This window comes from Geodermatophilus sp. SYSU D01186 (assembly GCF_054050215.1).
Genome location: NZ_JBJGYW010000042.1, coordinates 24,345 through 36,929 on the forward strand (window position 1 = coordinate 24,345; position 12,585 = coordinate 36,929).

The 12,585-nt window shown below is 73.7% G+C and carries 12 protein-coding genes; 5 read left to right on the forward strand and 7 right to left on the reverse strand.

Annotated elements, in window-relative coordinates:
* Positions 1-39 precede the first annotated feature (39 nt).
* From ACI784_RS22540 to ACI784_RS22555, 4 genes are read right to left on the reverse strand one after another with little or no spacing between them, the layout of a single operon-like run.
* On the reverse strand, positions 40-903 hold the full coding sequence (locus ACI784_RS22540) for an SDR family NAD(P)-dependent oxidoreductase (protein WP_457014994.1): 864 nt from the start codon (positions 901-903) through the stop codon (positions 40-42).
* The gene (locus ACI784_RS22545) at positions 900-1,736 is read right to left on the reverse strand and encodes an SDR family NAD(P)-dependent oxidoreductase (protein WP_457014995.1); all 837 of its coding nucleotides are present in this window, start codon (positions 1,734-1,736) and stop codon (positions 900-902) included. Before ACI784_RS22545 ends, ACI784_RS22540 begins: the two co-directional genes overlap by 4 nt.
* Positions 1,733-2,836, reverse strand: coding sequence for a hypothetical protein (locus ACI784_RS22550; RefSeq protein WP_457014996.1), 1,104 nt, complete (start codon positions 2,834-2,836; stop codon positions 1,733-1,735). Before ACI784_RS22550 ends, ACI784_RS22545 begins: the two co-directional genes overlap by 4 nt.
* Complete coding sequence (locus ACI784_RS22555; protein WP_457014997.1) at positions 2,833-3,399, reverse strand: UGSC family (seleno)protein; 567 nt, start codon at positions 3,397-3,399, stop codon at positions 2,833-2,835. The genes ACI784_RS22550 and ACI784_RS22555 overlap by 4 nt, the downstream gene beginning before the upstream one ends.
* Positions 3,400-3,768: 369 nt before the next feature.
* Here ACI784_RS22555 and ACI784_RS22560 point away from each other — a divergent pair, with 369 nt between their 5' ends.
* Positions 3,769-4,623 (forward strand): IclR family transcriptional regulator, encoded by an 855-nt coding sequence (locus ACI784_RS22560; protein WP_456924908.1) that lies wholly within the window; start codon positions 3,769-3,771, stop codon positions 4,621-4,623.
* A gap of 101 nt (positions 4,624-4,724) precedes the next feature.
* On the opposite strand, the gene ACI784_RS22565 is transcribed toward ACI784_RS22560, so the two are convergent.
* The 3 genes from ACI784_RS22565 to ACI784_RS22575 are packed head-to-tail and all read right to left on the reverse strand — an operon-like array spanning position 4,725 to position 8,453.
* Complete coding sequence (locus tag ACI784_RS22565; protein ID WP_456924909.1) at positions 4,725-5,849, reverse strand: NDMA-dependent alcohol dehydrogenase; 1,125 nt, start codon at positions 5,847-5,849, stop codon at positions 4,725-4,727.
* 10 nt (positions 5,850-5,859) lie between these two features.
* Complete coding sequence (locus tag ACI784_RS22570; protein ID WP_457014998.1) at positions 5,860-7,338, reverse strand: aldehyde dehydrogenase family protein; 1,479 nt, start codon at positions 7,336-7,338, stop codon at positions 5,860-5,862.
* An 11-nt stretch (positions 7,339-7,349) separates the two neighbouring features.
* Positions 7,350-8,453 carry an NDMA-dependent alcohol dehydrogenase gene (locus ACI784_RS22575; protein WP_457015000.1) on the reverse strand — a complete coding sequence of 368 codons (1,104 nt, stop codon included), beginning with the start codon at positions 8,451-8,453 and terminating at the stop codon, positions 7,350-7,352.
* 587 nt (positions 8,454-9,040) lie between these two features.
* On the opposite strand from ACI784_RS22575, the gene ACI784_RS22580 reads away from it, so the two are divergent.
* The 4 genes from ACI784_RS22580 to ACI784_RS22595 all read left to right on the forward strand — a co-directional run bounded on the left by ACI784_RS22580 (position 9,041) and on the right by ACI784_RS22595 (position 12,497).
* The gene (locus ACI784_RS22580; RefSeq protein ID WP_456924912.1) at positions 9,041-9,799 is read left to right on the forward strand and encodes a CoA transferase subunit A; all 759 of its coding nucleotides are present in this window, start codon (positions 9,041-9,043) and stop codon (positions 9,797-9,799) included.
* Positions 9,799-10,470 (forward strand): 3-oxoacid CoA-transferase subunit B, encoded by a 672-nt coding sequence (locus tag ACI784_RS22585; RefSeq protein ID WP_456924913.1) that lies wholly within the window; start codon positions 9,799-9,801, stop codon positions 10,468-10,470. Before ACI784_RS22580 ends, ACI784_RS22585 begins: the two co-directional genes overlap by 1 nt.
* A gap of 95 nt (positions 10,471-10,565) precedes the next feature.
* Complete coding sequence (locus ACI784_RS22590) at positions 10,566-11,477, forward strand: SDR family oxidoreductase (protein ID WP_457015001.1); 912 nt, start codon at positions 10,566-10,568, stop codon at positions 11,475-11,477.
* A 162-nt stretch (positions 11,478-11,639) separates the two neighbouring features.
* Complete coding sequence (locus tag ACI784_RS22595; protein ID WP_457015002.1) at positions 11,640-12,497, forward strand: DUF559 domain-containing protein; 858 nt, start codon at positions 11,640-11,642, stop codon at positions 12,495-12,497.
* Positions 12,498-12,585: the final 88 nt, after the last annotated feature.

Sequence of the window (12,585 nt, forward strand, 5' to 3'; positions counted from 1 at the left end):
CCCCGGCGCAGGAGACCTGCGCCGGGGCACCCGGGTGGGTCAGGACAGCGCGGCCTCCGCGACCGGCTCGGGGTGTCGCAGCGGGAAAGGGCTCATCCCGCCGCCGTCGATCGGGATCGCCTGGGCGGTGAGGTACCCGGCCTCGGGCGAGGCGAGGAAGGCCACCGCCGCCGCGATGTCCTCGGGCAGCCCGACCCGGCCGACCGGGATGTTGCGCCCGCGCGAGGCCAGCAGCGCCGCCTCGTCGACGTCCGGACCCGAGCTGAGGAACGCCCGGCTGGTGCCCACGAGCCCCGGGCACAGCGCGTTGACGGTGATCCCCCAGGGACCCAGGTCCATGGCCAGGGCCCGGGTGAGCCCGATGACGCCGGCCTTGGACGCCGAGTACGGCCCGGAGAAGGGCGCCGCGGTGAGGCCGGCCATCGAGGAGATGTTCACGATCCGGCCCGAGCGCTGGGCCCGCATCACCGGGACGGCGGCGCTGCTCATCAGCCACGGCCCGCGCAGGTTGACCGCGACCACCCGGTCGAAGACCTCGATCGGGATGTCGGCGACGTCCGCGCGGTCCGGGCCCTGCGGCGCGGCGGCGTTGTTGACCAGGACGTCGAGCCGGCCGAACCGGTCGACGGCCTCGGCCACCATCCGCTGGGCGTCGGCCTCGACGGCGACGTCCCCCAGCGCGAAGGAGGCCGTCCCGCCGCCGGCGGTGATGTCGGCGACCAGCGCCTCGACCCCGCCCCAGTCGGCCTTCCGGTTCTCCTGCTGGCGGTTGGGCACGCCGGTGGCCTGCAGGTCGGTGACGACGACCGCCAGCCCCTGCTCCGCGAGCCTGCGGGCGATCGCCTGCCCCATCCCGTCCGGCTTGCCGCAGCCGGTGACGAGCGCGACCCGCTGGGCGGTCACTTGGCGTCCCCGGCGGGCTTCGGCGGCTTCGGGCTGCTCGGGCCGCCGTCGACCGACAGGATCTGGCCCGACACCCAGCGGGCGCGGTCGCTGGAGAGGAAGAGGACCGCCTGGGCGATGTCCCAGGGGCTGCCCTCGGTGCCCAGCCCCGACCAGCCCTTGCGGATGGCGCGCATCTCCGGGGACATGTTGGCCGCGGCGAACGCCCCCCAGATCGCGCCGACCTGCACGCAGTTCACCCGGATGCCGCGCTCGCCGAGGGTGTTGGCCGCACCGACGGTCATGTTCTCCAGACCGGCCTTGGCCAGGTTGTAGACCATGCCCGGCCCGCGGGCCCGCACGCCGACGGAGCTGATGTTGACGATCGCCGAGCCGCTGGGCAGCACCTCCACCGCGTGCCGGGTCATCTGCCAGGCGGTGGTCAGGTTGAGGTCCATCAGCTGGTGGAACCGCTCGGGGGTCACCTCGAAGATGCCCGCGCGGTCGCCGACGGCGACGTTGTTGACCAGGGTGTCGAACCCGCCGAACTGGCCGACGGTCTCCTCGACGGCCCGCTTGCAGGCCTCGTCGTCGAGCAGGTCGGCGACGACGGCGATCGCCTTGCCGCCGTCGCCCTCGATGGCCTCGACGGTGCGCTGCGCCGCGGCCAGGTCCCGGTCGAGCACGGCCACCCGGGCGCCGTGGGCGGCGAGGACCCGGCTGATGGCGTAGCCGACGCCCGGCTCCTTCGTGCTCTGCTGGCCGCCGCCGGTGACCAGGGCGCTCCGCCCGGTCATCCACAGCTCGCCGGCGTCCCCGAAGGGGTCGGTGAGGGACTCGCTGAACTCGGTCACGCAGTGGCTCCTGCCTGGGTGGTGGGGGTGGTCCGGCCGACGACGGGCACCGAGCTCGCCGACCAGCCGGAGAAGACGCGGACCACCATCGAGATGCCGGCGTTGCGGGCGCCGGCGACGGCGATCGGCAGCGCCTCGGGGCCGGCGCCGGGGAAGAGCCGGTCGAAGGCCTCGGGGTCGGTGCCGCCGTCGGCGAAGCGGACGCCGTTGTCACCGACGCCGTCCTTGCCGACGCGGGCCAGGTCGGCCTTGCTCCTGCCGCAGCGCTCGACCAGCCACGCCCGGACGTCGGCCTTGCTCATGCCGGCCTCGGCCAGCATCTGCGCGTGCTCGGGGCAGAAGACGATGCCGGCCGGGTGGTGGCGGAAGATCGACGCGCCGCTGCGGGAGATCGTGTCGGCGAAGTCGGCGAGCAGCTGCTCGGGGTCGGCGGTGTGCCGGTTGTCGACGTACTCGACGGTGCGGGTGAGCATCCCGGAGACCGCGGAGGTGCCGGCGGCCACGCCGCCCTCGACCGACAGCGGCTCCCAGGGGCTCTCCTCCTCGTTCTCGGCGAGGCAGACCTGCCAGCGGCCGGGCAGCCCCTGGGTGGCCTGCTCGAAGCCGTGCGGGACGACGCCGAGGGCGTTGCGCACCATCAGCCCGATCGTGCGGGCGATCGTCATGTTGGGCCGGAAGCCGGGGCCGAAGACGCCGCCGGCCGCGTTGAGGCCGAGCTCCTGGCGGACGGGGCCGTTGACGATCAGCAGCGGCGAGGGGCCGCTGGTGCTCTGCCAGCCGCCGCCCTGCGCCGACCGGTCGCGCTGGACCGCCTCCCAGGCCGCGAGGACGACCGGGAAGTACTCCGGCCGGCAGCCGGCCATCACGGCGTTGATCGCCGCGAGCTCCACGGTCACGCTGCGGTCGAGGTGCGGCAGGGTGCCGATGACCTCGTCGGGCGTGCGGTCGACGGTGGCGAGGAACCGGTCGACCACCGAGCGGGTGGCGGGCACCAGCGGCAGCCCGTCGGACCAGCCCTGCGCGTAGCAGTGCTCGATCGCCGCCTGGGCGGCCTCGGGGTCGGCGTCCGGGACGACGACGGGGGCCTCCGCGACGCTCACGACGCCGCCTTCTGCCGGGCGCCGGCCGCGGTCACCGTCGCGACGACCTGCGGCAGCAGCTGCCGGGCGCGCTCACGGACGGCGTCGGCGTCGAGGATGGCCACCGGGTGGGCGGTGGTCAGGTACGCGTAGTCGGGGGCGCCCTGGACCTCGGCCATGCCGCTGGCGGTCGCGGTGAACGCGTCCGAGCAGATGACCGCGGCCGGCACGCCGGCCCGCTCGAGGGCGATGCCGTCGGCGACGGCCGAGGCGCTGCACGAGCCGCAGTCGCCCACGCCGGTGAGCACCACGTCGCACTCGCGCACCAACTCGGCCAGCTGCGCCTCGGGCAGGGGCAGGGCGAAGGCGGTCTTGGTGCGGCGCAGCACGGTCGCCGAGGCGCCGTGCTCGCTCTGCAGCAGGGCGGCGAGCTCGTCGAGCAGCAGTGCGGCGTTGTGCTTGGTGTTCTCCAGCAGCCCGAGCCGGACGCCGGTCAGGTCGGCCCGCCGCGGCGCCTGCGCGGTCGCGCCGATGCGCGTGGTCGTCTGCCCCGTGGGGTCGAGGATGTCGGCGAGGGTGGCCATCAGTCGCGGCCGCCCGTCGCGCGGGTCGGGGTGGGGGTCGGGTTCACGCGGCCTCGTGTCCTCTCGGCGGGATGGTCGCCGCCGGGAGGCCCGGGGACCCCGGCCGGCGTGCGGATCACGGCTGGCGGACGGCCCCGCGCCGGCCGACTCCCGACCGGGAGGCGGTGACCGGGCTCACGCCGTCCTTGCCGGACCATGGTGTGCGGGGCCACACTCCCCCAGCGACGGCTCTTCCCCGAGGCGGAAGCCGGGCGCGACGGCCCGGACCGGTGGGCGTGCTTGACACCACACCACTCGCCCCCGCACAGTGACGCGGCCCACTTGGGTGTACGAGCCAACCAGATGTCCTGTGAAACGAAAGGGCGTGCCTTGGCAGCCAGCAGACCGTTGCCGTCGACCGCCACCGAGAGCCGGCCCGCCCGGCTGCCCACCGGCGGGGCCGCCACCGCCGCCGGCCGGGTCCTCGCCGTCCTGTCCGCCTTCGGGCCGGCGCACCCCTCGCTCACCCTCAGCGAGATCAGCCGGCGGTCGGGGCTGACCCTCACCACCACGCACCGCCTGGTCGGCGAGCTGCGTCAGTGGGGCGGCCTCGAGCGGGCCGCCGACGGGCGCTACGCCATCGGCCTGCGACTGCTGGAGCTGGGCGCCCTCGCCCCCCACGGGCTGCAGCTGCGCGAGCTGGCCCTCCCCTACCTCGACGACCTGCACCAGGCCACCCGCGCCAACGTGCACCTCGCCGTCCGGGACGGCTCCGACGGCGTGTACGTCGAGGCGCTGCGGGCCCGGGGTGCGGTGCAGGTGCTCAGCCGCCTGGGCGGGCGCTGGCCGCTGCACGCCACGGGCACCGGCCAGGTGCTGCTGGCCTTCGCCGACCGCGAGGTGCAGGACGAGCTGCTGCAGGCCCCGCTGAAGCGGTTCACCGCGGACACCATCACCAACGTCGCCGAGCTGCGGCGGGTGCTGGCCGAGGTGCGCCGCACCGGCGTGGCCATCGCCGAGAACCAGCTGACCCCCGACGCGCTCGCCGTCGCCGTCCCGGTCCGGGGCCGGCGCGACGAGGTCGTGGCCGCCCTGGGCGTCACCGTGCAGCGCGGGACCGTGCAGAGCCACGCGCTGGTGCCCGCCCTGGCCGCCACGGCACGCGGCATCTCGCGCGCCCTGGGCGCCCCCTCGGCCAAGCCCGAGGCCAGCGGCGCGGTGCGCACCTCCCGCTCCTCCGGCTGACCCGGTGCCGGCCGGGCTCCCGGGCCCGGCCGGCACCCGTCGGCACACACGGCAGAGGCCGCCGGCACCCGATGGGTGCCGGCGGCCTCTGCGTTGCGGGCTCAGCCCTCGTGGAGGATGACGCCGCGGATGTTCTTGCCGTCGGCGAGGTCCTGGTAGGCCTCGTTGACCTCGTCCAGCTTGTACGTACGGGTGACCAGCTCGTCGAGCTTGAGCTGGCCGTCCTGGTACAGGCGGAGCAGGCGCGGCACGTCGTAGAGCGGGTTGCAGTCGCCGAACAGGGCGCCGCGGACCTGCCGCTGGTAGCCGATGAGCGCGCCGGCGTGGAAGTGCGCGGCCTTCTCGGTCAGCTTGCCGACGCCGGTGATGGTGACCTTGCCGCCCTTGCCGGTCATCTGGAGAGCGCTGTTGACCATCTCCTCGGTCACCACACCGGGGGTGAGGATCGCGTGGTCGGCCAGCTGGCCCCAGGTGGTCTCGACGACGAACTCGTGGGCCTCCTTCGCCGTGGCGAAGGCGTGCGTCGCGCCGAAGACCGAGGTGGCCATCTCGCGCTTGAACGCGACCGGGTCGACGACGACGACGTTCTTCGCGCCGGCGTAGCGGGCGCCCTGGACGGCGTTGCTGCCGACGCCGCCCGACCCGAAGATGACCACGGTGTCACCGGCGCGGACGCCGGCGGCGTTGACCGCCGAGCCCCAGCCGGTGGGGACGCCGCAGCCGACCAGGCAGGCGACCTCCCACGGGATGTCGTCGGCCAGCGGGATGGCGGCCCACTCCGAGATCACCGCGTACTGCGAGAAGGAGCCGACGGTGCAGAAGCCACCGAGGTCCTCGTCGCCGAGGTGGAAGCGGAAGGTGCCGTCGAGGAACATGCCCGTGCCGGCGTTGAGGCCCTTCACGCACATGTTCTGGTGCCCGGTGGAGCAGGGCCGGCAGGCCCCGCACGCAGGGATGTAGGAGCACACGATCCGGTCACCGGGCTTGACCCGGGTGACGTTCGGGCCGACCGACTCGACGATCCCGGCGCCCTCGTGGCCACCCACCACGGGCATGCGCACCGGCGCGTCGCCCTGGGTGATGTGGTCGTCGGAGTGGCACAGGCCCGAGGCGGCGAACTTGACCCGGACCTCGTGCTCCTTGGGGTCGTCGAGCTGGAGGTCGACCAGCTCCCAGCCCTGGTGCGGCGCCCGGGCGATGGCCGCGCGCGTGGTGATGCTGCTCATGCGATCCCTCTCAGTTCCCGGTGCCACGGAGGGACACGGTCTTGACCTGCGTGTAGTCGAGCACCGCGTCGGCACCCATCGACCGGCCGAAGCCGCTGCGCTTGTAGCCGCCGAACGGCCCGCCGATGACCCCGGCGCCGAGGGCCGCGTTCACCGCGACCTGGCCGGCCTGGAGCCCGCGGGCGAACTTGACGGCCTTGCCGACGTCCCGGGTCCACACCGAGGCCACCAGGCCGTAGTCGGTGCCGTTGGCGACCTCGAGGGCCTGCTCGTCGTCGTCCACCGGGGTGACCCCGAGGACCGGGCCGAAGATCTCCTCCTGGTGGATCCGCATCTGCGGGTCCACGTTGTCGAAGAGGGTCGGCTCGACGAAGAAGCCGCGCTCGAACTTCTCCCCGGACGGGCGGCCACCGCCGAGGACGAGGTCGGCGCCCTCCTCCTGGCCAAGCTGCATGTACTTGAGCACCCGCTCGTGCTGCTTGGCGTTGATGAGCGGGCCCATGTTGACCTGCTCGTGCCAGGGGCCGACCTTGACCTCGGACATGTGCTGCGCCAGGCGCTGCACGACCTCGGAGTGGATGGAGCGGGCGACGACGACCCGCGAGCCGGCCGCGCAGATCTGGCCGGTGTTGAGGGTGATGCCGCGGGCGATCGCCGGGATGGCGGCGTCGAGGTCGGCGTCGGCGAGGATGACCTGCGGCGACTTGCCGCCCAGCTCCAGGTGCAGCGGGGTGAGGTTCGTGGCGCAGGCGGCCATGATGATCTCCCCGGTCTGCGGGGAGCCGGTGAAGCTGATCCGGCGGATCCGCGGGTGCGCCGGGATCGCCGCGCCGGCCTCGTGGCCGTAGCCGGTGACGACGTTGACCACGCCCGGCGGGATGCCCGCCTCGAGCGCCAGCTTGGCCAGGGCCAGGCCGGTGAGCGGCGCGTCCTCGGCCGGCTTGATCACGATGGTGTTGCCGGCGGCGATCGCCGGGCCGACGTCGGTGACGAACATCGGGCCGGGGGCGTTCCACGGGATGATCGCGCCGACGACGCCGTAGGGCTCGCGGAGGGTGAGGCCGAGGGCGTCGGGCGTGTAGGTCGGCAGGGACAGGCCCTGCACCTTGTCGGCCTGGCCGGCGGTGAAGCGCAGCTGACCGGCCATGGGCGGCGGGCCCCAGTGCGGGCGGCCGACCTCCTGGGACTCCAGGGCGTCGAGCTCGGCGATGTTCTCGTCGATCAGCGCGGCCCAGCGGAACAGCAGCGCGGCGCGGGCGGTGGCGTTGGTGTCGCGCCACGCCGGGAACGCGGCCTCGGCGGCCCGGACGGCGGCGTCGACGTCGGCGGCGGTGCCGCGGGGCACCCGGCCGAGGACCTCGCCGGTGGCCGGGTTGATGACGTCGATGGTCTCGCCACCGGCGGCCGGGACCCAGTCACCACCGATGAGCTGCGCGTTGTCGATGATCAGGGACGCACCCGCCGAGGGCGCGGGGGGAGCAATCGTCATGTCTGTGGTCCTCAGTGCTCGTGGATGATGACGCCGCGGATGTTCTTGCCGTCGAGCATGTCCTGGTAGCCCTGGTTGACCTCTTCGAGCTTGTAGGTCCGCGTCACCAGCTCGTCGAGCTTGAGCTTCCCGGAGCGGTAGAGGCTGATCAGCCGCGGGACGTCGTGCAGCGGGTTGCAGCCGCCGAAGATGCCGCCCTGGATGCGCCGCTGGTAGCCGATGAGTACGCCCGGGTGCTCGTTGACCCACCCGTTGCCGACGGCGGTGACGGTGACCTGCCCGGTCTTGCCGACCACCTGAAGGGCGTCGGCGATGACCTCGTCGTGCAGGCTGCCGACGGTGATGATCGCGTGGTCGGCCAGCTCGCCCCAGGTCGACTCGACGACGAACTCGTGGGCCTCCTTGGCCGAGGCGAAGGTGTGGGTGGCGCCGAAGACGGTCGCCATCTCCCGCTTGAACTCCACCGGGTCGACGACGACCACGCGCTCGGCACCGGCCAGCGCCGCGCCCTGGACCGCGTTGCTGCCCACGCCGCCGGCGCCGTAGATGACCACGGTGTCGCCGGCCTTGACGCCGGCGAGGTGGACCGCGCTGCCCCAGCCGGTCGGCACGCCGCAGCCGACGAGCGCGGCGATCTCGAACGGGATGTCGTCGGGGATCTGGATGACCGAGTACTCGCTCACCACGGCGTGCTGGGAGAAGGTGCCCAGCACGCACAGCCCGCCGAAGTCCTCACCGTTCTGGTGGAAGCGGAAGGTGCCGTCGGGGAACTCGCCGGTGGAGGCGTTCTTGCCCTCGTCGCAGAGGTTCTGCCGGCCGGTGGAGCAGTAGCGGCACTTGCCGCAGGCGGGGATGAAGGAGCAGACGACGTGGTCGCCGACCTTCACCCGGGTGACGCCCTCACCGACGGCGTCGACGATGCCGGCGCCCTCGTGGCCGCCGACCACCGGGAAACGCATCATCGCGTCGCCCTTCTGGATGTGGTCGTCGGAGTGGCACATCCCGGCCGCCATGAACTTGACGCGGACCTCGTTGGCCTTCGGCTCGTCGAGTTCGAGCTCGGTGATCTCCCACGGCCGACCCGGCTCGCGGCAGACCGCGGCGCGCGTGGTCATGCTCATATGGGGCTCCTTCCCAGTACTGGACGTCGGCCGCAACGGGGTGCCCGGCAGGACGGCGACGAGGTCTCGTGACCGTCGCGAGCTGCACGGGCGCGCTCCCCGGCCGCGGTCCACGATCCGTCCCGCGGGGTGGCGCGGACCACACGCCTTCCCCAGCACGGAAGACCACGCGGTGGCGGGCCGGGGGGGGGGGGGGGGCGCCGGGGGGGCGGGCCGGGGCGGGTCGGGGGCGGGGCCGTTGTGCGGCTTCCTGCGCTGGGCGGGCGGGGGAGGAGTAAATATAGCGGGGGGGGGGGGGGGCGATAACAACACGGATCCAAAAGTAGTTATGGGGGGGGGGGGGGGGGGGGGGGGGCGCCCCCCCGCCCCGGGTGTGCGCCCCGTCTCTTTTCCGGGACGTGGAAGATGCGCTGCTGCCCGCCGTGCGCGGCTGTTGCACTCGTCGTGCTCGACCGACGTCGACCGCATCGGTCCGGTCGGTCCGGGATCTCCCCCGCGCCACCCGGCGCCCCCCGTGTGGCCTGCAACGGTCCACGAGCGAGCACATCCGTGGAAGGACCCCTCCCCGTGAAGGACCGCCAGTGATCGACAAGTTCCGCGAGGACATCCTGTCCGTCGTCGACGCCGTGCCCTCGGGCGCCTCGATCGCCGTCGGCGGCTTCGGCAGCTCCGGCCGGCCCGACGGACTGCTCGACGCCCTGTGCGAGCTGGACAAGCGTGACCTGCACGTGTTCGTCAACAACGTCGGTCACGACTTCACCGGCGTCGGCCGGCTGCTGCACGAGGGCCGCCTGCGCCGGGTGACGGCGTCCTTCCCGATCCTGCAGGAGTTCTACGACGAGTACTTCGCCGGCAAGGTGGAGCTCGAGCTGGTCCCCCAGGGCACCCTCGCCGAGCGGCTGCGGGCCGGCGGCTCGGGCATCCCCGCCTTCTTCACGCCGTCCGGCGCGGGCACGATGCTCTCCGACGGCTCCTTCACCCTGCGCTACTCCCCCGACGGCGGCGTCGCCGAGCACGTGCCCGCCAAGGAGACGCGGCTGATCAACGGCCGGGAGTACGTGCTGGAGGAGGGCATCGTCGCCGACTTCGGCTTCGTGAAGGCCCACAAGGCCGACCGGAAGGGCAACCTGCGGTTCCGCCTGTCGGCCCGCAACTTCAACCCGATGGCGGGTATGTCCGGCAGGACCACCTTCGCCGAGATCGAGCAGCTGGTCGAGGTCGACGAGCTGCACCCCGACGACGTCCACCTGCCGGGCGTGTTCGTCGACGACGTGGTCATGACGACCGGCAAGGCCCCCGCCCACGAGGACACCGCCGCGACGACGAGGAAGGCCTCCTGATGACCGGCACCATCCCCGCCCCGGCCACGGTCGTGGGCCGCACCCGCGAGGGCATCGCGCAGCGCCTCGCCCAGGACCTGCAGGACGGCTACGTCGTCAACCTCGGCGTCGGCATCCCGCTGCTGGTCCCGCGCTTCCTGCCCGAGGACAAGGAGGTCGTGCTCCACGCGGAGAACGGCGTCCTCGGCATCGGCGCGGAGGCCTCGCCGGAGGAGGCCGACCCCGACCTGACCGACGCCGGCAAGCAGCCGATCACGCTGATCAGCGGCGCGGCCATCACCGACTCGGCGCTGTCGTTCGCGATCATCCGCGGCGGGCACCTGGACTGCACCATCCTCGGCGCCCTGCAGGTGTCGGCGTCCGGCGACCTCGCCAACTGGTACGTGCCGGGCAAGAACCCGGCCGTCGGTGGCGCGATGGACCTCGTCGCCGGCACCCCGCAGGTCTGGGTCGCCATGGAGCACGTCGACCGCAAGGGGCAGCCGAAGGTCGTGGCCGAGTGCACGATGCCGCTGACCGGCAAGGGCGTGGTCACCCGCATCTACACCGACCTCGCGGTCTTCCACGTCGTCGACGGCCAGCTCCGGCTGGTCGAGTGCGCCCCCGGCGTCAGCCCCGAGGACGTGCGCGCCCGCACCACCGCTCCCTACACCGAGCACCTGGCCGGCTGAGCCGGTCGTCGGACCACGGCCGGTCACCCGGCCCCGGGCCCGCACCGCCGAGCAGCGGTGCGGGCCCGACCCATCTTCGAGACGAGGAGGAGCCCATGCAGGACGTCCACGGCAAGGTCGCGTTCATCACCGGCGGGTCCAGCGGCATCGGCCGCGGGATCGGGCTGGCGTTCGCCCGCGCCGGCATGACGGTCGTGATCAGCGGCCGTCGCCAGGAGCACATCGACGAGACGCGCGCGGAGTTCGCCGACGCAGGCCTCGAGGTGGACGCCGTCCTCCTCGACGTCACCGACCGGGAGGCCGTCGAGCGCGCCGCCGAGGAGACCGAGCGCCGCCACGGACGGGTCGACGTGCTGGTGAACAACGCCGGCATCGGGCTGACCGGCCCGGTCATGGAGGCCACGCCGGCCGACTGGGACTGGCTGATCGACGTCAACATCAAGGGTGTCGGGAACGGCATCGCCGCGTTCGTCCCGCGCATCCGCGCGCACGGCCAGGGCGGGCACGTCGTCAACACCGCGTCGATGGCCGCGCTGATGCCGATCGTCGCGGGCCTGTACTCGATGACGAAGGCCGCCGTCGTCGCGCTGTCGGAGGCCCTGGCCATCGAACTGGCCCCCGACGGCATCGGCGTCTCGGCCTACTGCCCCGGGCCGGTGCACAGCAACATCGCCGGCGCGGTCGCCAACCGGCCGGCCCAGTACGGCGAGAGCGGCTACACCCCGCCGCCGGCCGAGTTCCTCGAGCGGGCCAAGACCCAGCCGTACATGAGCTACGTCGAGGCCGGCGAGCGGGTGCTGGGCGGCGTCCGCCGCAACGACCTGTTCATCCTCACCCACCCCGAGTTCAAGGCGGGCGTGCAGGACCGCTTCGACACCACGCTAGCTGCGTTCCCGGACGAGCCGATCAACGAGGAGCGGGCCGCGGCGATCCCGTTCCTGACCGGGCACACGATCTTCGCCCCGGAGAAGCGGCTGCCCGCGCCGCGCCTGACCGACCTGCGCTGAGCCCCCGCGCGAGCCTTTGTGACCACTTCGGCCGCGCCCTGAACGGCCTTTGTGGCCATCTCGGCCCTGGCACCCGGCCTTCGTGCCCACGAAGGCCGGGTGTGAGCCGGTGCCTGTGGACGACGACCGCCCAGGCAGGTCGCGATGGAGGACCCTGCCGAAGTGTCCCGTTCTCGACTCACCGGCGTCTTCGTCGGCAGCCACGCCGTCGCGGAGGGCTTCCTCACCCGCCGGCAGCTGCGTGAGCGCAGCTACCGGCGTCTCGTCCACGGCGTCTATGCCGACCCGGGACTGACGGTCGATCACCGTCTGCGGTGCCGGGCCGTCGCCCTGCTCATGCCGCCAGGCACCGCGATCGGCGGCCACTCCGCGGCGGCCTGGCACGGCGCCCCCTTCGCCGGCCCACACGACCCAGTCACGGTGCTGCGCCCTGCAACCGTGCGCTGGAAGGGACCGCGCGGCGTGCGGGTCCACCGCACCGACCTCCGACCCGGCGACGTCGAGGTACACGACGGGGTTCCGGTCACGTCGGCGCTGCGAACGGCGTGGGACCTGGCGGCGCTCGAACCCGTGGGCACCGCGGTGGCCGCGTTGGACTCGATGGTCCGCGCGGAGGCCGTGCCCCTTCCCGCGCTGGTCCAGCTCGCCTCGTCCGGCGCTGGTCGGTGGGGAGTGGCCCGGATGCGCGCCGCGGTGCCCCTGGTCGATGCGCGCGCCGAGTCGGCGCCGGAGTCGCGGGTCCGGGTCGCGCTCGTCCTGGCGGGACTCACCCCGATCCCCCAGTACGAGGTCCGCTCGACGGGTGAGTTCCTGGCGCGCGTCGACCTGGCCTTCCCGGAGGCGCAGTTGGCCGTCGAGTACGAAGGCGCGCACCACTTCGCGGACGGACAGATCGTGCGAGACGACGCCCGCATCCGTTGCCTGGGAACGGCCGGCTGGCGGGTCATCCGGCTCAGCGCGACCGACCTCCGCGACCTCGACGGCGTCGTCGCGCGCGTGCTCGCAGCCCTCGCCGGCTGACCGCGGGGGGCCGGGGGGGGGGGGGGCGGCGCCCGGGGGGGGGGGGGGGGGGGGGGGGGGGGGGGGGGGGGGGGGGGGGGGGGGGGGG

What these genes read in the sequence shown, in the direction of transcription:
- ACI784_RS22555 (WP_457014997.1), bottom strand. Translation starts at nt 3,399, where the DNA reads ATGGCCACCCTCGCCGACATCCTCGACCCCACGGGGCAGACGACCACG.
- ACI784_RS22565 (WP_456924909.1), bottom strand. Translation starts at nt 5,849, where the DNA reads ATGAGCAGCATCACCACGCGCGCGGCCATCGCCCGGGCGCCGCACCAG.
- ACI784_RS22570 (WP_457014998.1), bottom strand. Translation starts at nt 7,338, where the DNA reads ATGACGATTGCTCCCCCCGCGCCCTCGGCGGGTGCGTCCCTGATCATC.
- ACI784_RS22575 (WP_457015000.1), bottom strand. Translation starts at nt 8,453, where the DNA reads ATGACCACGCGCGCCGCGGTCTGCCGCGAGCCGGGTCGGCCGTGGGAG.
- ACI784_RS22585 (WP_456924913.1), top strand. Translation starts at nt 9,799, where the DNA reads ATGACCGGCACCATCCCCGCCCCGGCCACGGTCGTGGGCCGCACCCGC.
- ACI784_RS22590 (WP_457015001.1), top strand. Translation starts at nt 10,566, where the DNA reads ATGCAGGACGTCCACGGCAAGGTCGCGTTCATCACCGGCGGGTCCAGC.